The following is a 21,392-nucleotide window of genomic DNA, read 5'->3' on the forward strand; positions in this document are numbered from 1 at the left end:
CAGCAAGCAGCAATAAAGGCAATACAGGCAGTACAGGCAGTACATCAAGGCGCAGCAGCACAATCCCCTCATGCGTTCGGACGATCCCTGATGACGAAAATGCGCCATTTCGTCGGGCTACAGCGAGTGCCGGCGCGTCAATACGTAATTCAACCTCGGAAAGAACACGGAGCCCTGCAATGACAACACCAGCTTACAAGCGCGTACTCCTCAAACTCTCCGGCGAAGCACTCATGGGCGACGACGCCTACGGTATCAATCGCGCGACCATCGAACGCATGGTCGCGGATGTAGCAGAAATCAGCAAACTGGGCGTGGAACTGGCCATCGTGATCGGCGGCGGCAACATCTTCCGCGGCGTGGCGCCGGGCGCCCAGGGCATGGATCGTGCGACCGCCGACTACATGGGCATGCTGGCCACTGTCATGAACTCGCTGGCCCTGGCCGATGCCATGCGCCAGGCCGGCCTGACGGCCCGCGTGATGTCGGCCATCGGCATCGAGCAGGTGGTCGAGCCCTACGTGCGCCCCAAGGCGCTGCAATACCTGGAAGAAGGCAAGATCGTGGTCTTCGCCGCCGGTACCGGCAACCCCTTCTTCACCACCGACACCGCGGCCGCCCTGCGTGGTTCGGAAATCGGTGCCCAGATCGTGCTGAAGGCCACCAAGGTCGATGGCGTCTACACCGCCGACCCCAAGAAGGACCCGACAGCAACCCGCTACCAGTCGATTTCCTTCGACGAAGCCATCGCCAAGCACCTGCAGGTGATGGATGCGACCGCCTTTGCGCTGTGCCGTGACCAGAAGCTGCCGATCAAGGTGTTTTCCATCGTCAAGCCGGGCGCGTTGAAGAGCGTGGTCATGGGTGATGACGAAGGGACCCTGGTCCACGTCTGATCATATCTGAACGATATTGCAGTGCAGAAACCGGCCGCAGGCCGGGATTCCCGTTTACAATGCCCGTCTTTCAGGCATTTGCCATCAAGACAAGCCAAGTTATTGCACCAAAGTTAGGAGAGCAGCATGAGTGTCGCTGACGTCAAGAAAAATACCGAGCAGAAGATGGCCAAGTCCATCGAAACCCTGAAGGCCAACCTGGCCAAGGTCCGTACCGGCCGTGCCCACACCGGCCTGCTGGACCAGGTCATGGTCGAATACTATGGTTCGCCGACCGGCCTGTCGCAGGTCGCCAACCTGACTCTGATCGATGCCCGCACCATCGGTGTGCAGCCCTTCGAGAAGAAGATGGCCGCCGTCATCGAAAAGGCCATCCGCGAAGCCGACCTGGGCCTCAATCCGGCCACCCACGGCGACCTGATCCGCGTGCCGATGCCCGCGCTGACCGAAGAACGCCGCAAGGAAATGGTCAAGCTGGTCAAGAGCGAAGCCGAAGATGCCAAGATCGCCGTGCGCAACATCCGCCGCGAAGGCAACGAAGGTCTGAAGAAGCTGGTCAAGGACAAGATCGCCTCGGAAGACGAAGAGCGTCGCGGCCAGGACGAGATCCAGAAGCTGACCGACAAGTTCGTCGCCGACATCGACAAGATGGTCTCCGAGAAGGAAAAGGAAGTCATGACGGTGTAAGCCGTCCTTGCAGGGCCTACGCGCGGCTGCTCTGGCGACCGCGCTGCACGACCAGTCGAAGACAGAAAAAGTGCAGGCGGGGAGCGGGGAAGGCGGTAGGGGCAGAACTGGCCGGTTTGTCAAAGCGGCCCCGCCCCATTACCATGAGTCGCTTCCCTCCCTTGCACGGAAAAGCAATAAATCATTTACATGAAGCATCAAAGCTCAACTCTGGCGGTTCCGGAGACCTCCGCGGTACCGCGCCATGTTGCCATCATCATGGACGGCAATGGTCGTTGGGCGACCAAACGTTTCCTGCCGCGTGTGGCGGGCCATGCCAAGGGGGTGGACGCGGTGCGCTCCATCGTCGAGGCCGCCGCCGAGCGCGGTATCGAATTTCTCACCCTGTTTGCCTTCAGCTCCGAGAACTGGCGCCGTCCTGCCGACGAAGTGTCGGTCCTGATGCGTCTGTTCATGACGGTGCTGGAGCGCGAAGTGGGCAAGATGGCCAACAATGGCATCCGCCTGCGCATCGTCGGCGATATGAGCCGTTTCGATCCCAAACTGCAGGAAATGGCGGCCAAGGCCGAAGCCCAGACCGCCGCCAACAGCCGCCTGACGCTGACCGTGTGTGCCAACTATGGCGGCCGCTGGGATGTGATGCAGGCTGTCTCCAGGATGGTCAAGGACAAGCCGGGTGCGACCGACTACACCGAAGAAGAGCTGGCCCCTTACCTGGCCATGGCCTACGCTCCCGAGCCTGACCTGTTCATCCGCACCGGCGGCGAGCAGCGTATCTCCAATTTCCTGTTGTGGCAGCTGGCCTATAGCGAGCTGTATTTCACCGAGACTTTCTGGCCTGATTTTGATGCCAAGGCGCTGGACCAGGCGATCGGTTCCTATCAACAACGCGAGCGCCGCTTCGGGCGCACCAGCGCCCAGGTGCTGGACCAGAAAAAGGTTTCCTGATGCTCAAGACGCGTGTCATCACGGCGTTGATCCTGCTGGCAATCCTGTTGCCGATCCTGTATTTCGCTTATTTCCCGGCCTTTGCCATGGCGGTGCTGGTATTTTTTGCCGCCGGTTCGTGGGAATGCTTCCGGCTCTTCAAGAGCCCGCGGCCGACCCTGTGGGCGGCCGTGTGGACGCTGGTCTTCAGCGTGATCCTGTTCTTCTCGGGCCTGCCCAGCGTGCGCGCCCTGTACGTGTTGTGCGTCCTGTTGTGGGTCTTGCGCTTCGTACCGGCATTGGGGCTGGGGCTGCCCGGGATCGAGGCCTTCAGCAATCGCCTGCTCAACGCTACCTACATGCTGTCCATCCTCGGTTGCTTCGTGGCCATCGTGGACCTGTTCCAGCATTCGCCGCTGTATCTGCTCTCGGTGATGGCGGTGGTGTGGGTGGCCGATATCGGCGCCTATTTCTCGGGCAAGGGGTTCGGCCGCCACAAGCTGGCGCCCACCATTTCCCCGGGCAAGTCCTGGGAAGGTGCCATCGGCGGCTGGCTGGCCGTGCTGGTGATCTCGGCGGCGGTGGCCATGTCCATGGGCGGGGGCGAGACCTTCCAGTATCAGCTCTTCAATCGCTGGGGCTGGGGCGGCTTTGTCGGCGTGTTGAGCCTCATGGTGGCCGCCAGCGTGGTCGGTGACCTGTTCGAGTCGCAGCTCAAGCGCCGCGCCGGCATGAAGGACAGCAGCAACCTGCTGCCCGGCCATGGCGGTGTGCTCGACCGTATCGATGCGCTCATCCCGGTGCTGCCGCTGGCAGCGTTGGTCGATCTGTGGCTGGCGGCTGCCTGAGCCGCCACTTTCCTCCTGGAAATTCCATGCAGTCCATCAGCATTCTCGGCGCTACCGGCTCCATCGGCGTATCCACGCTGGACGTGGTGGCCCGTCATCCCGACCGATATCGCGTCTTTGCGTTGAGCGCCCACTCCCGGGTGGCCGAGCTGGCAGAGCAGTGCCGGCGTTTCCGTCCGCAAGTGGCGGTGGTCGGCTCGGCCGATGCGGCAGCCCAATTGCAGGCCCTGCTGCGTGCCGCCGACCTGTCCACCGAGGTGCTGCACGGCCCACAGGCACTGTGCGATATCGCCGCGGCCGACGGCTGCGACATGGTCATGGCGGCCATCGTCGGTGCCGCCGGGCTGGCCTCTACCCTGGCTGCGGCGCGTGCCGGCAAGAAGATCCTGCTGGCCAACAAGGAGGCGCTGGTCATCTCCGGCCAGCTGCTCATGGATGCGGTACAGGCCCATGGCGCCAGCCTGCTGCCTATCGACAGCGAGCACAACGCCATCTTCCAGTGCCTGCCTGCGGGCTATACCCGCTCGATGGCGGCGCACGGGGTCGAGAAGATCCTGTTGACGGCTTCCGGCGGCCCATTCCTGCAGCGCGACGTGAATACGCTGGACCAGGTCACGGTAGAGGAGGCGGTGGCCCATCCCAAGTGGGTGATGGGGCGCAAGATCTCGGTGGATTCGGCCACCATGATGAACAAGGGCCTGGAAGTCATCGAGGCGCACTGGCTCTTCGGGGCGCCGGCCGAGAAGATCGAGGTGGTCATTCACCCGCAGAGCGTCATCCATTCCATGGTCTCCTATGCCGATGGCTCGGTGCTGGCGCAACTGGGCAATCCCGACATGCGCACGCCCATCGCCAATGCGCTGGCCTATCCGGAGCGTATCGCCTCGGGCGTGGCGCCGCTGGAACTGGCGCAGATTGCCCAATTGTCCTTCCTTGCGCCGGACTATCAGCGCTTCCCCTGCCTGAAACTGGCGTATGATGCCCTGCGAGCCGGTGGTACGCTGGCGGCCATCCTCAACGCCGCCAACGAAGTCGCCGTGCAAGCCTTCCTCGATCGCCGCATCGGCTTCGGGAAGATCGCCCCCCTGATCCAAGAGGTCATGTCCGCCATTCCCAACCGGCAAGCCGACGACATCACGGCCCTGCTGGATCAGGACCGGCAGGCGCGTGACCTTGCCTGCGCCCTGATTTCACGATGACCCTGCTGCATACCCTGATCGCTTTCTTCGTGGCCCTGGGCACCCTGGTGGTGGTCCATGAGCTGGGGCATTACCTGGTGGCGCGATGGTGTGGTGTGAAGGTATTGCGCTTTTCGGTCGGCATGGGCCGGGTGATCTGGTCCCGCCGCTTCGGTCGCGACCAGACCGAGTGGGCCATCTCCATCCTGCCGCTGGGCGGCTATGTGAAGATGCTGGATGCCCGCGAGCAGCCGCTGGAAGACATCCCGGAAGCCGATCTCAAGCGCGAATTCACCCGCCAATCCGTCTGGCGTCGCATCGCCATCGTGGCCGCCGGTCCGATCGCCAATTTCCTGCTGGCCATTGTCCTGTTTGCAGGTCTTTACATGCACGGCGTGCCGGAGCCGGTGCCCGTACTGCGCGCGGCGGCCGAACAGACGGCAGCCTACCAGGCCGGCCTGCGGGCAGGTGACCGCATCACCGCCATCAATGGTGCGCCGGTGCAGGTATGGTCAGAGGTGCGCTGGAAACTGATGCAGCTGGTGCTGGAAAAGGCCGACGCCCGCATCGACGTCGAGCGCCCCAATCGCGACGGCAGCGGCAAGCTGCTCGACACCGTCACCCTGCGCCTGGGCGGCATCGACAGCAATGACCTGGAAGGCGACTTCCTGGCCAAGCTGGGCCTGGCACTGGCTCGTCCACCCGCCGTGCTGGGCAAGATCATGGAGGGCCCGGCCAAGGCGGCGGGTCTGCAAAGCGGCGACCGCATCACGGCCATCGATGGCATGCCGGTACAGGATGGTCTGGCCTTCGTGGAAAAGATCCGCGAGTCCGCCGGCAAGCCATTGCTGTTGCAGGGGCTGCGCGGTAGCGCAGCGCTTGAGGTGCGGGTCACCCCGGACACGGTGGAAGAGGCCCAGAGCGGCAAGCGCATCGGTCGCATCAAGGTTGAAATACCGCTGGCACCCGAGATGGCGACCATCAGTGACGGGCCGCTGACGGCGGTGGCCAAGGGCGCCCGGCGTACCTGGGATACCAGCGTGATGACCATCAAGATGATCGGCAAGATGGTCATCGGCCAGGTCTCGCTGAAGAACATCACCGGCCCCATTACCATTGCCGACTATGCCGGACAGACCGCCCGCGTGGGTCTGGTGAGCTACCTGAGTTTCCTGGCCTTCATCAGTATCAGCCTGGGGGTGATGAATCTGTTGCCAATCCCGGTTTTAGACGGCGGTCATTTGCTGTATTATGCGCTGGAGATTTTGACAGGGCGGCCCGTTTCCGAGCGGTTTGGGGAAATCGCGCAGCGCGCCGGCCTGGGATTACTGATGGCGCTGATGCTCGTTGCCGCATTCAACGATATCGTGCGACTGATGTTCCAAGGATGAATCCGGCCTGATGCCGCCCCCGCCGTGCAGTCGAGCAATCGAATGACGGCAGGGCAGCGAGAAAGACCGGATTTTTTACATTTGCCGGCCAACCCCGATGGCAGTTGTTAATCAATTGGCAATGGATCAGGAATCCGTTTTCAATTGCTTACCAGCATCATGTCAGGCAGTGCCGCGGCGAAAAACTGTAGATGAACGATAGATGAAATTACACCCTGCGCAACATCCCATTCCGACTCTCTCCCGTCGCCTGATTGCCGCTGCCGCCTTTGCCCTGTGCTCCAGCCAGGCCATGGCCATCACGCCGTTCGTGGTCAAGGATATCCGCGTCGAAGGCATTCAGCGTACCGAGGCCGGCACCGTCTTCAGCTACCTGCCGGTGCGCGTGGGCGATACCTTCAATGATGAAAAGGCCACGGCCGCCATCAAGGCGCTGTATGCCACCGGTTTCTTCCGCGACGTGCGCATCGAGGCCGAAGGCGACGTGCTGGTGGTGCAGGTGGTCGAGCGTCCGGCCATCGCCAGCGTTGACTTCTCCGGCATCAAGGAATTCGACAAGGAACAGCTGACCAAGGCCCTGAAGGAAATCGGCGTGGCCGAGTCGCGCATCTTTGACCGTTCGCAGGTCGATCGCGCCGAACAGGAACTCAAGCGTCAGTACCTCTCGCGCGGCCTGTATGGCGCCAAGGTCACCACCACCGTCACTCCGGTGGAGCGCAATCGCGTGGCCATCACCTTCTCGGTGGACGAGGGTGAAGTCTCCCGCATCAAGCAGATCAACTTCGTCGGCAACAAGGTCTTCTCCGACAGCACCCTGCGTGACCAGATCAAGCTGACCACGCCGGGCTGGTTCACCTGGTACACCAAGGCCGACCAGTACTCCAAGGAAAAGCTGCAGGGCGACATCGAAACCCTGCGTTCCTACTACCTGGACCGTGGCTATCTGGAAATGCAGGTCGAATCGACCCAGGTGTCGATCACGCCCGACAAGAAAGACATCTACATCACGGTCAACATCAAGGAAGGCGAGAAGTACACCGTCTCCGACATCAAGCTGGAAGGCGAGATGTTCGGCATGGAGCCGGAACTGGCCAAGCTGGTGCAGCTGAAGAAGGGCGACGTCTATTCCGGCGCCAAGCTCACCGAGAGCACCAAGAAGATCGGCGAACGTCTGGGCAACTTCGGTTACGCCTTCGCCAACGTCAACGCCAATCCCAATGTGGACCGCGAGAAGAAGCAAGTCGCCTTCACCATCATGGTCGATCCGGGCAAGCGCGTCTACGTGCGTCACGTCAACATTGCCGGCAACACCAAGACCCGCGATGAAGTGATCCGCCGCGAATTCCGCCAGTTCGAGGATTCCTGGTATGACGGCGAGAAGATCAAGCTCTCGCGCGACCGTGTGGACCGTCTGGGCTACTTCAAGGAAGTCACCATCGATACGCCGGAAGTGCCGGGCACCAGCGACCAGGTCGATGTGAACATGAAGGTCGAGGAAAAGCCGACCGGCAACATCATGGTCGGTGCCGGCTTCTCGCAATCGGACAAGCTCAGCCTGACCGGCTCGATCTCGCAGGAAAACGCCTTCGGCAGCGGCAATACCGTCGGGATCGACATCAACACCAGCTCGCGCTATCGCACGATCTCGGTGTCGACCACCAATCCCTACTTCACCGATGACGGCATCAGCCGCACCTACGAAGTCTACCTGCGCACGATTCGTCCCTCGGTCTACGCGACCGGTGACTACCGCGTCAAGACGCTGGGTGGCAGCATCAAGTTCGGCGTGCCGTTCTCCGAACTGGACCGCGTGTTCTTTGGTATCGGCCTGGAAAATACCCAGGTCAGCACCGACAGCACCAGCCCCTCGCTGTATCGCCAGTATGTGCGTGACTTCGGCGGTGCCGGCGGTGCCGGTTGCGACGTGACCGACGTTTCCTCGACGGCTACCTGCGGCATCGGCAGCGCCCGTACCACCAGCATCCCGCTGACCGTCGCCTGGCAGCGTGACGGTCGTGACTCGGCCCTGGTGCCGACCACGGGTCGCTACCAGCGAGCCAACTTGGAAGTTTCCTACCTGGGTTCGCTGAAGTACTACCGCGCCAGCTACCAGCACCAGTACTTCCAGCCGTTCTTCAGCAAGGCCGTCACGCTGGCCTTGAACGGCGAGGTCGACTATGGTCGCGGCATCGGCGGTAAACCCTATCCGGTGTTCAAGAACTACTATGCCGGCGGTATCGGCACCGTCCGCGGCTATGAAGCTTCGTCCCTGGGTAGCCTGAAAGACCAGTACGGCGACTCCATGGGTGGCGCCTCGCGTCTGTACGGCAACGCCGAATTGCAGTTCCCGTTCCCGGGCTCGGGCCAGGACCGCACGCTGCGCTGGTTCACCTTCTTTGACGGCGGCAACGTCTTCGCCGACGGCCAGAACATCAAGTTCAACGACCTGCGCTATTCGGCCGGTGTCGGTATCAGCTGGGTATCGCCGATCGGCCCGCTGAAGCTCAGCTTCGGCAAGCCATTGAACCTGAAGACGGGTGACAAGTCTCAAACCTTCCAGTTCCAACTGGGTACCGGCTTCTAAAGCGGTCATCATTGATTCGTAATACGGAGAGTAATCTTGAAGTTCATGACCAAATCGTTCCTGTCCCTGCAGACCATCGTGATGGCTGCCTGCCTGTTGAGCTTTGCCCCCGCCCATGCGCAGGAAGGCTCCAAAATCGCTTTCGTGAGCACCGAGCGCATCTTCCGCGAGGCAGCCCCTGCCAAGGCAGCGCAGGCCAAGCTGGAAGCCGAGTTCGCCAAGCGTGACCGCGACCTGCAAGACATGGCTGCGCGCCTGAAGGCCCAGTCCGACAAGCTGGACAAGGATGCCGCCGTGCTGTCGGACTCCGACCGCGCCAAGCGCCAGCGTGACCTGTCCGACCTGGACAAGGAATTCCAGCGCAAGCAACGTGAATTCCGCGAAGACCTGAACCAGCGTCGCAACGAGGAACTGGCCGTGGTCCTGGAGCGCACCAACAAGGTGATCCGCCAGATCGCCGATGCCGAGAAGTACGACATCGTCTTCCAGGAAGCCGTCTACGCTTCCAAGCGCATCGACATCACCGACAAGGTCCTGAAGGAACTGGCCAAGTAATCGCTGTGATACCGTGCGGGCGCGGGGTGGCGACACCCTGGCGCCCGCACGTCGCTTCAGGGGCTGCCATGATGGCGGCCTTTGTTCTACCGTAACGCCAAGCAAGACCTATCATTCGGAAAAGCCAAGATGAGTATTCGACTGCAGCAACTGGTCGAGCGCCTGGGCGGCCAGTTGAAGGGGGATGCGACCATCGCCGTCCAGGGCATCGCGCCGCTGGATGCCGCAGGTGCCAGCCACATCACCTTCCTTTCCAATCCCAAGTTCCGCGCGCAGGCCGACCAGACCCAGGCGGCGGCGCTGATCCTGTCCGAGGCTGACGACGCCCAGGTGCAGGGCTACGCCGGTGCCCGTATCGTCACCCGCAACCCCTACGCCTATTTCGCCCGCGCCGCCCAGCTGTTCCAGGCCGAGGCCGAAGTGCGCGCACCGGCGGGGATCCACCCCAGTGCCGTGGTCGATCCATCGGCGCAGGTGGCTGCGGATGCCGTGATCGGCCCGCTGGTGGTGATCGAGGCCGGTGCCGTCATCGGCGCCCGCGCCCGCATCGACGCCGGCAGCTTCATCGGCCACCATGCCCGGGTGGGCGAGGACACCCATTTCCACGCCCGTGCCACGCTGCATCACGCCTGCGAGATTGGTGCTCGCGGCATCGTCCATTCGGGTGCCGTCATCGGGGCCGATGGCTTCGGCTTTGCCAATGAAGGCGGACAATGGATCAAGATTCCCCAGGTAGGTCGTGTGATGATCGGTGACGACGTCGAAGTCGGCGCCAATACCACCATCGACCGTGGCGCCCTGGCCGATACCGTGATCGAGGAGGGTGTCAAGCTCGACAACCAGATCCAGATCGCCCATAACTGCCACATCGGTGCTCACACCGCCATTGCCGCCTGCGCCGGTATCGCAGGCAGCGCGAAAATCGGCAAATACTGCTCCATCGGCGGCGCGGCCATGATCCACGGCCACATCACCATCGTCGACAAGGTGCACGTCTCGGCCGGTACGCTGGCCTTGCGTTCCATCCTGGAGCCGGGGCAGTACACCGGCTTCTATCCCATCACCGAACACCGCGACTGGGAAAAATCCGCTGCATTGGTGCGCAATCTGGGCACGATGCGTGAGAAAATCCGGGCGTTGGAAAAATCGCTTAAGACGTTGACACAAGAACAAGCAGGCCAAGCCCTGCTTTCAGAGAATCAAGAAGAGAATGAATAGCCTCGACATCAATCAAATCAAACAGTACCTGCCGCACCGCTATCCGCTGCTGCTGGTCGATCGCGTGCTGAACTGGGAGAGCGGCAAGACGATCACCGCGATCAAGAACGTGACCGTGAATGAAGAATTCTTCAACGGCCACTTCCCGCACAAGCCGGTGATGCCGGGCGTGCTGATGATCGAGGCACTGGCCCAGACGGCTGCGCTGCTGTCCTTCCTGACCGAAGGCCGCAAGCCCGATGAAAATACCGTGGTCTACTTCGTCGGCATCGACAATGCCCGCTTCAAGCGTCCGGTGGAGCCGGGCGACCAGTTGAAGATGGAAGTGGAAATCACCCGCCGTGCCCGTGGCATCTGGAAATATCGCGCCGTGGCCACCGTGGACGGCCAGGTGGCCGTGGAAGGCGATCTGATGTGCACCATGCGCAGCGCCGCCGACGCCAGCCAGAGCGCCTGACCACAGGCCACCCTGCAAGGCTTGACGCATCAAGCCAGGCCCGGCGGTGATCGGCAAGATCGCGCCGGGCCTGATTCATTGTACAGATTGCTTCATTGCAAGATGTGCAACTCGTGAACCCATCGAAGCACAGGACATGTCCAAGATCCATCCCAGCGCAGTGATCGCTCCCGGAGCGCAGATCGACGAATCGGTCGAGATCGGCGCCTACGCCGTCATCGGCCCCGACGTGCGCATCGGTGCCGGCACGCGCATCGGTCCTCACGTGGTCATCGAAGGCCACACCACGATTGGCCGCGACAACGAGATTTTCCAGTTCGCCTCCATCGGCGCGGCCCCGCAGGACAAGAAGTACGCAGGCGAGCCGACCACCATGGAGATCGGCGACCGCAACACCATCCGCGAATTCGTCACCTTCAACCGGGGCACCGTCCAGGATGCCGGTGCCACCCGCATCGGCAACGACAACTGGATCATGGCCTACGTCCACCTGGCGCATGATTGCCAGCTGGGCAGCCATATCATCCTGGCCAACAATGCCACCCTGGCCGGCCACGTGCATCTGGGTGACCACGTGTTCCTGGGCGGTTTCACCACCGTGCACCAGTTCTGCCATATCGGTGCCCACGCCATGACCGCCTTTACGGCGGCCGTGAGCCAGGACGTGCCGCCCTTCGTGACGGCCGCCGGTAACCGTGCGGTGCCGGCCGGCATCAACAGCGAGGGCCTGAAGCGGCGTGGCTTCAGCAGCGAGCAGATCATGGAGATCAAGCGCGCCTACAAGGTGATCTACCGCGCCGGCCTGCCGCTGGAAGAAGCCAAGCAGCAACTGGCGGACATGGAAGCCAAATCCACCCACAGCGCCGAACACATCCGCCTGCTGCGCGAGTTCATCGAGGCTTCGGCCCGTGGCATCATCCGCTGACATCACGCGCCGCCAGTCGATCGCACTGGTGGCCGGCGAAAGCTCGGGCGACCTGCTGGGCAGCCGCCTGCTGGCCGGCGTGCGCGAGCGCCTGCCGGAAGTGCGCCTGCATGGCATTGGCGGCGAGCACATGATGGCCCAGGGTTTTGCCAGCGACTGGCCGATGGACAAGCTGACCGTGCGGGGCCTGTTCGAGGTGATTCCGCGTTACCGCGAGATCAAGGGCATCCAGGAGTCGCTGCGCGACAAGCTGCTGGCGGACCGGCCTGACGTCTTCGTGGGTGTCGATTACCCCGGTTTCAACCTGGGCCTGGAAGAGCAACTCAAGAAGTCCGGTATCCCGACCATCCACTTCATCGGCCCGCAGATCTGGGCCTGGCGCGGCTGGCGCATCAAAAAGATCCAGCGCGCCGTGTCGCACATGCTGGTGATCTTTCCCTTCGAGGAAAACCTGTATCGCCAGGCGGGCGTCCCGGTCACCTATGTGGGCCACCCGCTGGCCGAGGTGATCCCGCTGCAACCCGATACCGAGGGCGCACGCCAGCGTCTGGGCCTGACCGGGCCGGGCAGGGTGGTGGCCATCCTGCCGGGTAGCCGCATGAGCGAACTGAAGCAGAATGGCGAAGGTTTCCTCGCCGCAGCACGGTTGTTGCGGCAGCGTGATGCACAATTGCAGTTCGTCACGCCCATGGCGGGCGAGCGCCAGATGGCCTTTTTTGAAGAACAGATTCGCCAGCGTGGATATGAAGATCTTGGCATCAGCGTGATCCGTGGCCAGTCGCACAGCGCCATGGAGGCTTCGGACGCCGTGCTGGTGGCCTCCGGAACGGCCTCGCTGGAAGTGGCGCTGTACAAGAAACCGATGGTGATCTCCTACAAGGTCAACTGGGCCTCGTACCAGATCATGCGGCACATGGCCTACCAGCCCTGGGTGGGCCTGCCCAACATCCTGGCGCGCGATTTCCTGGTGCCGGAACTGTTGCAGCACCAGGCCACGCCCCAGGCGCTGGCCGATGCCATGTGGCACCAGCTGGAAGACCATGCACACCAGCAGCGCCTGGTGCGGCGTTTTGCCGATATACATCAGTCCCTGTTGCGCGATACCAGCCGGGAAGCCGCCAATGCGGTCTGTGAAGTCATGGGTGCGCGGCGCCGCTGATCGGCGGATCTACCGGGAAGAAGGATCGCTGCGGCGATCCGTTTGAGAGTTTGATGAAGGAATTTGCTATGCCCAAGGCGGCCCCCCAGACCCTGGCTTTGTTTGACGACCATACCGGCGAGATCCTCTGCGGGGTCGATGAGGCCGGCCGAGGTCCGCTGGCCGGGCCGGTGTTTGCGGCGGCCGTGATCCTTGATCCGGCACGTCCGATCAAGGGCCTGCGCGACTCCAAGAAGCTCTCCGAAGCCGCGCGCGACAGCCTGGCGCTGGAAATCAAGGAATCGGCCCTGGCCTGGGCCATTGCCTCCTGCAACGAGCAGGAGATCGACGAACTCAACATCCTGCACGCCAGCATGCTGGCCATGCGGCGCGCGGTGGAAGCGCTCTCCACGCCGCCCACGCTGGCCCTGATCGACGGCAACCGCTGCCCGGTCATGAGCATTCGCTGCGAAGCCATCGTCAAGGGCGACGACAAGGTGCCCGCCATCTCGGCCGCCTCCATCCTGGCCAAGACGGCGCGCGATGCGGCGCTGATGGTCTTGCATGACACTTATCCGCATTACGGTTTTGATCGCCACAAGGGCTATCCCACCCCGCTGCACCTGGAGATGCTGCGCCTGCATGGCGTCTCGCCGGTGCATCGTCGTTCCTACGCGCCGGTCAGGGCCTTGCTGTCGAGCCAGGCCGCAAGGATGGCGTGAACGTGATGAGCACGAAACTGATCACCTCCAAGGACAATCCGGTCTTCAAGGACTTGAAGCAACTGGCCACCAGCAGCCAGGCCCGCCGCCGTGCCGGCCAGAGCCTGCTGGATGGCGTGCATCTGGCGCAAGCCTGGTTGCAGCATCGCGGCGCGCCACAGGTCTGCGTGGTGGCCGAGGGTGCCCGGTATCACCCTGAAGTGGCACCCATTCTGACGCAATGTGAAGCATTGCGCGCGCAATGCCTGGTGCTGGCCGACAAGCTCTATGACGCCATCAGTACGGTGGAAAACGGCGTGGGCTTGTTGCTGTTGGTGACGACGCCGGAGCCTGCTGCCCCCACGTCCTTGAAGGAGTCGGCCATCTTGCTGGACGGCCTGCAGGATCCGGGCAATCTCGGCTCCATCCTGCGCAGTGCGGCCGCTGCGGGCGTGAAACAGGTGTTTTGTTCGCCGGGTACGGCGGCCGCCTGGTCGCCCAAGGTCTTGCGGGCCGGCATGGGCGCGCACTTCGTGCTGGATATCTTCGAGAATGCCGATCTGGTGGCCCTGTGCGCCGCCAGCCGCATCCCCTTGCTGGCCACCAGTTCGCATGCGGCCCAGACCATCTATGACTGTGACCTGTCCGGTCCGGTCGCCTGGCTGCTGGGGCATGAAGGGCAGGGCGTGTCGCCGGCCTTGCAGGATGCGGCCACGCATGAAGTGGTGATTCCGCACCTGGGCCAGATGGAGTCGCTCAACGTGGCTGCTGCCGCCGCCGTCTGCCTGTTCGAACAACTGCGTCAGCGCACCGTCGGGCGTTGACGGCGGTGCCGACCATGGCTGTCTTTCCGCCCAAGGACATGGCCGCCATGGCCGACTATTTCCGCGGCGAGTGGCTCTTCACCCGGACCATCTGGGAGGGCAGCGCGTCCCCCCAGGCGACGGCCACGGGTGAATTGAGCTTCACCACGGGCGCGCTGCCCGGCCAGCTGATCTATCGCGAGCAGGGGCAGTTGCGCATGGTAGCGGCGCCGGCTCGCCTGATCCCCTTTACCCGCGTCTTTGACTATCGTTTCAGCGCTGATCGCCTGGCAGTGCTGTTTGCCGACGGCGAGCGCATCGGCCAGCCTTACCAGGACTACCTGCTGCAAGGACAGGCGCTCATGCCGGCCGCCGATCACCTGTGCGGCCCGGATTGCTATACGGCGGCGTATACAGCCCATAGTGAAAATTCCTTCACCATGGACACGTCCATCCAGGGCCCCAGGAAGCGCACCCGCGTGCTTACTGAATTTTCACGCCGATTTTCGCTCAGCGCGTCTCCAGCTTGATCTCCTGCAGGATGGTGGCGGCGATTTCCTCGATGGACTTGGTGGTGGAGGACATCCAGCGGATGCCTTCGCGCCGCATCATCTTCTCGGCCTCATTGATCTCGTAGCGGCAATTCTCCAGCGAGGCGTACTTGCTGCCGGGGCGGCGCTCATTGCGCACTTCCGACAGGCGTTCAGCCGCAATGGTCAGCCCGAAAATCTTCTTCTTGTGCAGCACCAGGCCGCTGGGCAGCTTCTCGCGCTCGAAGTCTTCCGGAATGAGCGGATAGTTGGCGCATTTGATGCCGAACTGCATGGCCAGGTACAGGCTGGTCGGGGTCTTGCCCGAGCGCGACACGCCCACCAGGATTACGTCGGCTTCCGACAGGTTCTTGTTGGATTGCCCGTCATCGTGCGCCAGCGAGAAATTGATGGCCTCGATGCGGTTGCGGTATTCCTCGGAATCGGTGGTGTTGTGGCTGCGGCCGATGGTGTGGGTGGACTTCATCTCCAGTTCCTGCTCCAGCGGCTCCACGAAGGTCTGGAACAGGTCCATGTGCATGGCCTTGGCGCGGCGGATCACCGAGGACAGTTCCGACTTCACCAGCGTAGAAAAGACGATGGGCAGCTTGCCATCCACCGCATAGGCTTCATTGATCTTGCGGGTGGCGTCGTGGGCCTTTTCCAGGGTATCGATGAAGGGCAGGCGGATCTGCTTGAAACGCAGCTCGAACTGGCTCAGCACCGAATGCCCGAAGGTCTCCGCCGTGATGCCGGTGCCGTCGGAGACGAAGAACACGGTACGGTTGGCGGCCAGAACGGGGGAAGGGTGCGGGATCGGCATGGGGTCGAGCATTTAGTTGTCTTTTGGAAAATAGAAAAAGTATTAGGTGCTACGAACAAAAATGATTTCACGCGGTACAATGCTTGGCAACACTTTCGAGAAGCCCATCTTGATGACCGTCATGCACCTGCGCAATTGGCCCGAGTTCCTGATGATGTTTGCACTGGCAAACGTCCTCGGTGCGGCTGCGCGCCTGATGCTGTCCATGGGCTGGTCCTCGATGCCGCACCTGCTGCCGCAACCGTCGCAGAATAACAAAAATAAACCGACCCATGCCGCGCCCGCGAAGATTTCTTATCATCAAGCTAGGGGTTGTCATGTCCAACGCAGTAAACACCCAGGGGGCGGTATACGTAGCCTCCTTTGAAAATCTTCGCATGACGGACGTCGAGTCCGTCGGTGGCAAAAACGCATCGCTGGGTGAAATGATCTCCCAGCTGGCCGGCGCGGGCGTTCGCGTGCCGGGCGGTTTTGCCACGACTGCGCAAGCTTTCCGCGATTTCCTGGAGCACAGTGCCGATGGCGGCCCGACCCTGGCCGCCCGTATCGCCAAACGTCTCGAAGGTCTGGATATCGATGACGTGCGCTCGCTGGCGCAAGCCGGTGCCGAGATCCGTCAATGGATCGTCGAAACCCCGTTCCAGCCGCGCCTGGATCAGGAAATCCGTGCCTTCTACGACAAGCTGGTAGCCGATTCGACCGCCGAGATGTCCTTCGCCGTGCGTTCTTCGGCCACTGCAGAAGACCTGCCTGACGCGTCCTTCGCCGGCCAGCAGGAAACCTTCCTGAACGTGGTCGGCATCGACAACGTGCTCGAAGCCATGAAGCACGTCTTCGCCTCGCTCTACAACGATCGCGCGATCTCCTATCGCGTCCACAAGGGCTTCACCCACGCGGAAGTGGCCCTGTCGGCCGGCGTGCAGCGCATGGTTCGTTCGGACGTGGGCGCGGCGGGCGTGATGTTCACCATCGACACCGAATCCGGCTTCAAGGATGTGGTCTTCATCACCTCCAGCTATGGCCTGGGTGAAACCGTGGTGCAGGGCGCCGTCAACCCGGACGAATACTACGTCCACAAGCCCATGCTGGAACTGGGCAAGCAACCGGTGATCCGCCGCAACCTGGGTTCCAAGCTGATCAAGATGGAATTCACCGGCGAAGCCAAGGCCGGCCGTTCGGTCAAGACCGTGGATGTGCCGGTGGAACTGCGCAACCGCTATTCCCTGACCGACGCTGAAGTGGTGGAACTGGCCAAGTACGCCACCATCATCGAGAAGCACTACCAGCGTCCGATGGACATCGAATGGGGCAAGGACGGCCGCGACGGCAAGCTCTACATCCTGCAGGCTCGTCCGGAAACGGTGAAGTCGCAGCAAAAGGCCACCGATGCGCAACAGCGCTTCAAGCTCAAGAGTTCGGGCACCGTGCTGGCCACCGGCCGTGCGATCGGCCAGAAGATCGGCGCCGGTCCGGTGCGCGTCATCAGCGATCCGGCTGAAATGGAACGCGTGCAGCCTGGCGACGTGCTGGTGGCCGACATGACCGACCCCAACTGGGAACCGGTCATGAAGCGTGCCTCGGCCATCGTCACCAACCGTGGCGGCCGTACCTGCCACGCCGCCATCATCGCGCGTGAACTGGGCGTGCCGGCGGTCGTGGGTTGTGGTGATGCCACCGAAGTGCTCAAGGATGGCACCCTGGTGACGGTCTCCTGCGCCGAAGGCGACGAAGGCAAGATCTACGACGGCCTGCTGGAAACCGAAGTGACCGAAGTGGCCCGTGGCGAACTGCCGCCGATCCCGCTGAAGGTGATGATGAATGTGGGCAATCCGCAGCTGGCCTTCGACTTCCAGTCGATTCCCAACGGCGGTGTCGGCCTGGCGCGTCTGGAATTCATCATCAACAACAACATCGGTGTGCACCCCAAGGCCATCCTGGAATACCCGAACATCGACGCCGACCTGAAGAAGGCCGTCGAATCGGTGGCCCGTGGCCATGCCTCGCCCAAGGCCTTCTACGTCGACAAGCTGGCCGAAGGCATCGCCACCATCGCCGCCGCCTTCTGGCCCAAGCCGGTGATCGTGCGTCTGTCGGACTTCAAGTCCAACGAGTACAAGAAGCTCATCGGCGGTTCGCGCTACGAGCCGGACGAAGAAAACCCGATGTTGGGCTTCCGTGGCGCCGCGCGCTACCTGGCCGACGACTTCGCCGAAGCCTTCCAGATGGAATGCCTGGCCATGAAGCGCGTGCGTGAAGACATGGGCCTGACCAACGTCGAGGTGATGGTGCCCTTCGTGCGTACCCTGGGCCAGGCCGAGAAGGTCATTGGTCTGTTGGGCAAGTATGGTCTCAAGCGTGGCGAGAACGGCCTGCGCGTCATCATGATGTGCGAAGTGCCGTCCAACGCGATTCTGGCCGAGCAGTTCCTGGAGCACTTCGATGGCTTCTCCATCGGTTCCAACGACCTGACCCAGCTGACCCTGGGCCTGGACCGCGATTCCGGCATGGAACTGCTGGCCGCTGACTTCGACGAGCGTGATCCGGCCGTGCAGGCCTTGCTGACCAAGGTCATTGCTACCTGCCGCGAAAAGGGCAAGTACGTCGGCATCTGTGGTCAGGGTCCGTCGGATCATCCGGACTTCGCCGAATGGCTGATGGAGCAGGGCATCGAGTCCATCTCGCTGAACCCGGATACCGTCATCGACACCTGGCAGCAACTGGCAAAGAAGTGATGAAGCTTTAAGCGTCACTCACGACGGACTTCGAAAGAAGTAAAAGGCGCGGGCAGAAATGTCCGCGCCTTTGTTTTAAGAACTCATTTCACCAATAGGCGTGAGCGCAAGCGGCCCGTTTGGGCGAATTGCTGCGTTACGAATTAGGGTCAAGACGCCCAGTCTTGACCCTAATTCGCGCCTTGCACTTCATCCCAAACGGACTCGCTCACACTCACGCCTATTGGTGAAATGAGTTCTATTTTCCCAAGCTGCGGTAGACTTGCCGTGTTTGCAGTTTTCTTCATGGGGGTTCAACGATGACCGACTGGGCTATCTGGCTGGTGCTGGCTGGCGGGCTGCTGGGTGCAGAACTCTTCACAGGCACCTTTTACCTGCTCATGATCGCGCTGGGCATGGCGGCCGGTGCCATCGCCGCGTGGTGCGGGCTGGTGCTGGAGTGGCAGTTGCTGATGGCCGCCGTGGTGGGTGTGGCTGCCGTGCTGGGCTTGCGCCGCAGTCCTTATGGCCGCCTGCGCCGCAGCAGCGCCAACGATGATCCCAATCTGCTGCTGGATATCGGCCAGAGTGTCGAGGTTGCGGCCTGGCAGTCGCACGGCAACCAGTTCATGGCGCGCGTGCCTTATCGCGGCGCACAGTGGGATGTGGAGCTGCTGCCCGGCCATCATGCCAGTCCCGGCAGCTTCGTCATCCGCGAAATCCGTGGCAGCCGCTTGCTGGTTGCGCCGCGTTGATCGGTATCTTCATTCCTTCCCCCCCCCTCTCGTTTTCAGGAGAATTCCATGCTGGGTAGCGTTACTCTGGTCATTTTCTTCCTTGCCATCGTCTTCGTCGTGCAGACGGTCAAGGTGGTCCCGCAGCAGCACGCCTGGGTGGTCGAACGCCTGGGCAAATACCACGCCACGCTGGCCCCGGGTCTGAACATCGTGGTGCCCTTCATCGACCGCGTGGCCTACAAGCACATCCTCAAGGAAATCCCGCTGGATGTGCCGCCGCAGGTCTGCATCACCAAGGACAACACCCAATTGCAGGTCGACGGCATCCTGTATTTCCAGATCACCGATCCGATGCGCGCCTCTTATGGCTCCTCCAACTACATCGCCGCCGTCACGCAACTGGCCCAGACCACGCTGCGCTCGGTGATCGGCAAGATGGAACTGGATAAAACCTTTGAAGAACGCGACCACATCAACACCGCCATCGTCAGCGCCATCGATGAATCGGCCGAGAACTGGGGCGTGAAGGTGCTGCGCTACGAGATCAAGGACCTGACCCCGCCCAAGGAAATCCTGCATGCCATGCAGGCCCAGATTACCGCTGAACGCGAAAAGCGCGCCCTGATCGCCGCCTCCGAAGGCCGCAAGCAGGAGCAGATCAACATTGCCACCGGCGAGCGTGAAGCCGCCATTGCCCGCTCCGAAGGCGAGAAGCAGGCTTCCATCAACCGCGCCCAAGGTCAGGCCGCCGCCATCCTTGCGATTGCCGAAGCCAGTGCCGAGGCCATCCGCAAGACCGCCGCCGCCATCGAGCAGCCGGGCGGCTCGGACGCCGTCAACCTGAAGGTGGCCGAGCAGTACGTGGAAGCCTTCGGCAAGCTGGCCAAGACCAACAATTCCATCATCGTGCCGGCCAACCTGTCGGACATGAGCGGGCTGATCGCTTCGGCCCTGCAAGTGGTGAAACAACAGAAATAAGTCATGCGTCCACGTTTTACGTCCGTTCTCATGGTCAGGCTGCTGGCGGCTGGCCTGGTGTGCATTTCCGTTGGCGCCGCCGCGCAGGAGGTCGACCAGGCCGCCCTGGCCGAACGCGTCGACCAGCAGATGACGCAATTGCTGGCGCAATATCCGGTGCCGGGGGCCAGCATCGCGATTGCCTATCAGGGCAGGCCGGTCTACCAGCGCGGCTATGGCATGGCGGTGACCGAAACCAACACGCCGGTCACGCCCATCACACGTTTTCGTATCGGCAGCATCTCCAAGGCGGTGACGGCTGTGGCGGTGCTCAAGCTGTTCGAGAAGGAATTGCCGCAGGCGCTGGATCGTCCCGTGTTCGGCCCGGAGGGCTTGTTGCCGGACTCGGCCTATCCCGATTTCGCCCAGCCGCTGGATCAGCGGGTGTTGAAGATCACCCTGCGCGAACTCCTGCAGCACACCAGCGGCTGGGGTGGCAGCGACTATGATCCGCAATACGATCTGGTCAACATCGCCAGGGCGCGCCAGGTGCCGGCCCCGGCCTCGGCGTACGACGTGATGGCCTACGTGCTCAAGCAACGCTTGCTGGATGCAGCGCCCGGAAGTGAATATTTCTACAGCAATTTCGCCTACAACGTCCTGGGCCGCATCATCGAGCAGAAGTCCGGCATGTCCTACGAGCAGGCGGTACAGTCGCTGGTGTTCCAGCCTTCCAGGGTGGAGGACGCCGCCATCGCCGGCGACCGCCGCATCGAGCGCGCGGCCAATGAGACTGTCTACTACGATGACCCGCGCTGGCCCGCGGTCGCCGATCGCGACGGCAGCGGCGCCACCGGTCCGGAGTCCTACTCGGGGCTGCACTTCCGGAGCATGGATGCCACCGCTGGCTGGATCGCCACGGCCACCGATCTGGTGCGCTTTGCCGATGCCACGCAAGGACGCGGCATGCCGGCCTTGCTGCAGCCGCAGACGCTGGCGCTGATGCAGCAGCGCAATCCCGCCCAGGCCGAGAACAACTACGGGCTGGGCTGGGTCGTCACCCGCAGCCATGGCGTGGAGATCCTCTCCCACAGCGGCGCACTGACTACCGGCACCTATGCCTACCTGCAATGGCGTGCCGATGGCTGGACTTGGGCCGTGCTGATGAACCGCTTGCCGATTCCCTATCCGCCCGAGCAAGGCGTGACCGAGCTGCAGGCTTTCCAGGTGGCGGTGCAGCGCGGGCTGATGAATGCCATCATCAATCCGGCTGCGCCCTGACCCAGGGATCAGCCGCACATTGAAAAGCCCCGTCCGGCTTGAAGC

21 protein-coding genes are annotated in these 21,392 nt (G+C 62.4%); 20 read left to right on the top strand and 1 reads right to left on the bottom strand.

The window, feature by feature from the left end; genetic code table 11:
- Positions 1-179: 179 nt before the first annotated feature.
- The 15 genes from pyrH to GWL_RS07830 all read left to right on the top strand — a co-directional run bounded on the left by pyrH (position 180) and on the right by GWL_RS07830 (position 14,838).
- Entirely contained in the window at positions 180-896 is a 717-nt protein-coding gene (gene pyrH, locus GWL_RS07760) for a UMP kinase (RefSeq protein ID WP_008328425.1), read from the top strand.
- Between the two features lie 126 nt (positions 897-1,022).
- On the top strand, positions 1,023-1,583 hold the full coding sequence (gene frr / locus GWL_RS07765; RefSeq protein WP_008328427.1) for a ribosome recycling factor: 561 nt from the start codon (positions 1,023-1,025) through the stop codon (positions 1,581-1,583).
- Positions 1,584-1,772: 189 nt separating this feature from the next.
- Positions 1,773-2,531, top strand: coding sequence for a polyprenyl diphosphate synthase (gene uppS / locus GWL_RS07770; protein WP_008328429.1), 759 nt, complete (start codon positions 1,773-1,775; stop codon positions 2,529-2,531).
- Positions 2,531-3,358, top strand: a complete 828-nt coding sequence (locus GWL_RS07775; protein ID WP_008328431.1) for a phosphatidate cytidylyltransferase — start codon at positions 2,531-2,533, stop codon at positions 3,356-3,358. The genes uppS and GWL_RS07775 overlap by 1 nt, the downstream gene beginning before the upstream one ends.
- A gap of 26 nt (positions 3,359-3,384) precedes the next feature.
- Positions 3,385-4,557, top strand: coding sequence for a 1-deoxy-D-xylulose-5-phosphate reductoisomerase (gene ispC / locus GWL_RS07780; RefSeq protein WP_008328433.1), 1,173 nt, complete (start codon positions 3,385-3,387; stop codon positions 4,555-4,557).
- Entirely contained in the window at positions 4,554-5,927 is a 1,374-nt protein-coding gene (gene rseP, locus GWL_RS07785) for an RIP metalloprotease RseP (protein WP_008328435.1), read from the top strand. Before ispC ends, rseP begins: the two co-directional genes overlap by 4 nt.
- A 202-nt stretch (positions 5,928-6,129) precedes the next feature.
- Positions 6,130-8,511: an outer membrane protein assembly factor BamA gene (gene bamA / locus GWL_RS07790; RefSeq protein ID WP_008328437.1), complete on the top strand. Its 2,382-nt coding sequence runs from the start codon at positions 6,130-6,132 to the stop codon at positions 8,509-8,511.
- A gap of 45 nt (positions 8,512-8,556) precedes the next feature.
- Entirely contained in the window at positions 8,557-9,066 is a 510-nt protein-coding gene (locus GWL_RS07795) for an OmpH family outer membrane protein (protein ID WP_237713536.1), read from the top strand.
- Between the two features lie 129 nt (positions 9,067-9,195).
- The gene (gene lpxD, locus GWL_RS07800; RefSeq protein WP_034350270.1) at positions 9,196-10,284 is read left to right on the top strand and encodes a UDP-3-O-(3-hydroxymyristoyl)glucosamine N-acyltransferase; all 1,089 of its coding nucleotides are present in this window, start codon (positions 9,196-9,198) and stop codon (positions 10,282-10,284) included.
- Positions 10,277-10,741 carry a 3-hydroxyacyl-ACP dehydratase FabZ gene (gene fabZ / locus GWL_RS07805; RefSeq protein WP_006462531.1) on the top strand — a complete coding sequence of 155 codons (465 nt, stop codon included), beginning with the start codon at positions 10,277-10,279 and terminating at the stop codon, positions 10,739-10,741. Before lpxD ends, fabZ begins: the two co-directional genes overlap by 8 nt.
- Before the next feature lie 136 nt (positions 10,742-10,877).
- Positions 10,878-11,666: an acyl-ACP--UDP-N-acetylglucosamine O-acyltransferase gene (gene lpxA / locus GWL_RS07810; protein ID WP_034350272.1), complete on the top strand. Its 789-nt coding sequence runs from the start codon at positions 10,878-10,880 to the stop codon at positions 11,664-11,666.
- Positions 11,650-12,825 (top strand): lipid-A-disaccharide synthase, encoded by a 1,176-nt coding sequence (gene lpxB, locus GWL_RS07815; RefSeq protein WP_008328459.1) that lies wholly within the window; start codon positions 11,650-11,652, stop codon positions 12,823-12,825. The genes lpxA and lpxB overlap by 17 nt, the downstream gene beginning before the upstream one ends.
- Positions 12,826-12,893: 68 nt before the next feature.
- Positions 12,894-13,526, top strand: coding sequence for a ribonuclease HII (gene rnhB / locus GWL_RS07820; RefSeq protein ID WP_008328460.1), 633 nt, complete (start codon positions 12,894-12,896; stop codon positions 13,524-13,526).
- Between the two features lie 5 nt (positions 13,527-13,531).
- Entirely contained in the window at positions 13,532-14,329 is a 798-nt protein-coding gene (locus GWL_RS07825) for an RNA methyltransferase (protein WP_034350274.1), read from the top strand.
- Between the two features lie 14 nt (positions 14,330-14,343).
- Complete coding sequence (locus GWL_RS07830) at positions 14,344-14,838, top strand: DUF6314 family protein (RefSeq protein WP_008328462.1); 495 nt, start codon at positions 14,344-14,346, stop codon at positions 14,836-14,838.
- Here GWL_RS07830 and GWL_RS07835 read toward each other — a convergent pair.
- A complete protein-coding gene (locus GWL_RS07835; protein WP_034350275.1) occupies positions 14,819-15,673 on the bottom strand; it encodes a pyruvate, water dikinase regulatory protein in 855 nt (284 codons plus the stop codon). The two genes, GWL_RS07830 and GWL_RS07835, sit on opposite strands and share 20 nt — an antisense overlap.
- A gap of 67 nt (positions 15,674-15,740) precedes the next feature.
- Between GWL_RS07835 and GWL_RS07840 the strand changes: the two genes are divergently transcribed.
- The 5 genes from GWL_RS07840 (at position 15,741) to GWL_RS07860 (ending at position 21,347) form a co-directional block, all read left to right on the top strand.
- Positions 15,741-16,028 carry a hypothetical protein gene (locus GWL_RS07840; RefSeq protein WP_237713537.1) on the top strand — a complete coding sequence of 96 codons (288 nt, stop codon included), beginning with the start codon at positions 15,741-15,743 and terminating at the stop codon, positions 16,026-16,028.
- Positions 16,029-16,038: 10 nt separating this feature from the next.
- Complete coding sequence (gene ppsA / locus GWL_RS07845; RefSeq protein ID WP_008328473.1) at positions 16,039-18,393, top strand: phosphoenolpyruvate synthase; 2,355 nt, start codon at positions 16,039-16,041, stop codon at positions 18,391-18,393.
- Positions 18,394-18,692: 299 nt separating this feature from the next.
- Positions 18,693-19,127 carry an NfeD family protein gene (locus GWL_RS07850; protein WP_008328497.1) on the top strand — a complete coding sequence of 145 codons (435 nt, stop codon included), beginning with the start codon at positions 18,693-18,695 and terminating at the stop codon, positions 19,125-19,127.
- Positions 19,128-19,175: 48 nt separating this feature from the next.
- Positions 19,176-20,087 carry an SPFH domain-containing protein gene (locus GWL_RS07855; RefSeq protein WP_008328498.1) on the top strand — a complete coding sequence of 304 codons (912 nt, stop codon included), beginning with the start codon at positions 19,176-19,178 and terminating at the stop codon, positions 20,085-20,087.
- 3 nt (positions 20,088-20,090) lie between these two features.
- A complete protein-coding gene (locus tag GWL_RS07860; RefSeq protein WP_237713538.1) occupies positions 20,091-21,347 on the top strand; it encodes a serine hydrolase in 1,257 nt (418 codons plus the stop codon).
- The last annotated feature ends 45 nt before the right edge of the window (positions 21,348-21,392 follow it).

Source organism: Herbaspirillum sp. GW103, from assembly GCF_000261365.1.
Taxonomy (GTDB): domain Bacteria; phylum Pseudomonadota; class Gammaproteobacteria; order Burkholderiales; family Burkholderiaceae_D; genus Herbaspirillum.

Excerpts from the sequence above, each read along its gene's own strand:
- pyrH (WP_008328425.1), top strand. The coding sequence starts at position 180 with ATGACAACACCAGCTTACAAGCGCGTACTCCTCAAACTCTCCGGCGAA.
- frr (WP_008328427.1), top strand. The coding sequence starts at position 1,023 with ATGAGTGTCGCTGACGTCAAGAAAAATACCGAGCAGAAGATGGCCAAG.
- uppS (WP_008328429.1), top strand. The coding sequence starts at position 1,773 with ATGAAGCATCAAAGCTCAACTCTGGCGGTTCCGGAGACCTCCGCGGTA.
- GWL_RS07775 (WP_008328431.1), top strand. The coding sequence starts at position 2,531 with ATGCTCAAGACGCGTGTCATCACGGCGTTGATCCTGCTGGCAATCCTG.
- ispC (WP_008328433.1), top strand. The coding sequence starts at position 3,385 with ATGCAGTCCATCAGCATTCTCGGCGCTACCGGCTCCATCGGCGTATCC.
- rseP (WP_008328435.1), top strand. The coding sequence starts at position 4,554 with ATGACCCTGCTGCATACCCTGATCGCTTTCTTCGTGGCCCTGGGCACC.
- bamA (WP_008328437.1), top strand. The coding sequence starts at position 6,130 with ATGAAATTACACCCTGCGCAACATCCCATTCCGACTCTCTCCCGTCGC.
- GWL_RS07795 (WP_237713536.1), top strand. The coding sequence starts at position 8,557 with ATGACCAAATCGTTCCTGTCCCTGCAGACCATCGTGATGGCTGCCTGC.
- lpxD (WP_034350270.1), top strand. The coding sequence starts at position 9,196 with ATGAGTATTCGACTGCAGCAACTGGTCGAGCGCCTGGGCGGCCAGTTG.
- fabZ (WP_006462531.1), top strand. The coding sequence starts at position 10,277 with ATGAATAGCCTCGACATCAATCAAATCAAACAGTACCTGCCGCACCGC.
- lpxA (WP_034350272.1), top strand. The coding sequence starts at position 10,878 with ATGTCCAAGATCCATCCCAGCGCAGTGATCGCTCCCGGAGCGCAGATC.
- rnhB (WP_008328460.1), top strand. The coding sequence starts at position 12,894 with ATGCCCAAGGCGGCCCCCCAGACCCTGGCTTTGTTTGACGACCATACC.
- GWL_RS07825 (WP_034350274.1), top strand. The coding sequence starts at position 13,532 with ATGAGCACGAAACTGATCACCTCCAAGGACAATCCGGTCTTCAAGGAC.
- GWL_RS07830 (WP_008328462.1), top strand. The coding sequence starts at position 14,344 with ATGGCTGTCTTTCCGCCCAAGGACATGGCCGCCATGGCCGACTATTTC.
- GWL_RS07835 (WP_034350275.1), bottom strand. The coding sequence starts at position 15,673 with ATGCTCGACCCCATGCCGATCCCGCACCCTTCCCCCGTTCTGGCCGCC.
- GWL_RS07840 (WP_237713537.1), top strand. The coding sequence starts at position 15,741 with ATGCTTGGCAACACTTTCGAGAAGCCCATCTTGATGACCGTCATGCAC.
- ppsA (WP_008328473.1), top strand. The coding sequence starts at position 16,039 with ATGACGGACGTCGAGTCCGTCGGTGGCAAAAACGCATCGCTGGGTGAA.
- GWL_RS07850 (WP_008328497.1), top strand. The coding sequence starts at position 18,693 with ATGACCGACTGGGCTATCTGGCTGGTGCTGGCTGGCGGGCTGCTGGGT.
- GWL_RS07855 (WP_008328498.1), top strand. The coding sequence starts at position 19,176 with ATGCTGGGTAGCGTTACTCTGGTCATTTTCTTCCTTGCCATCGTCTTC.
- GWL_RS07860 (WP_237713538.1), top strand. The coding sequence starts at position 20,091 with ATGCGTCCACGTTTTACGTCCGTTCTCATGGTCAGGCTGCTGGCGGCT.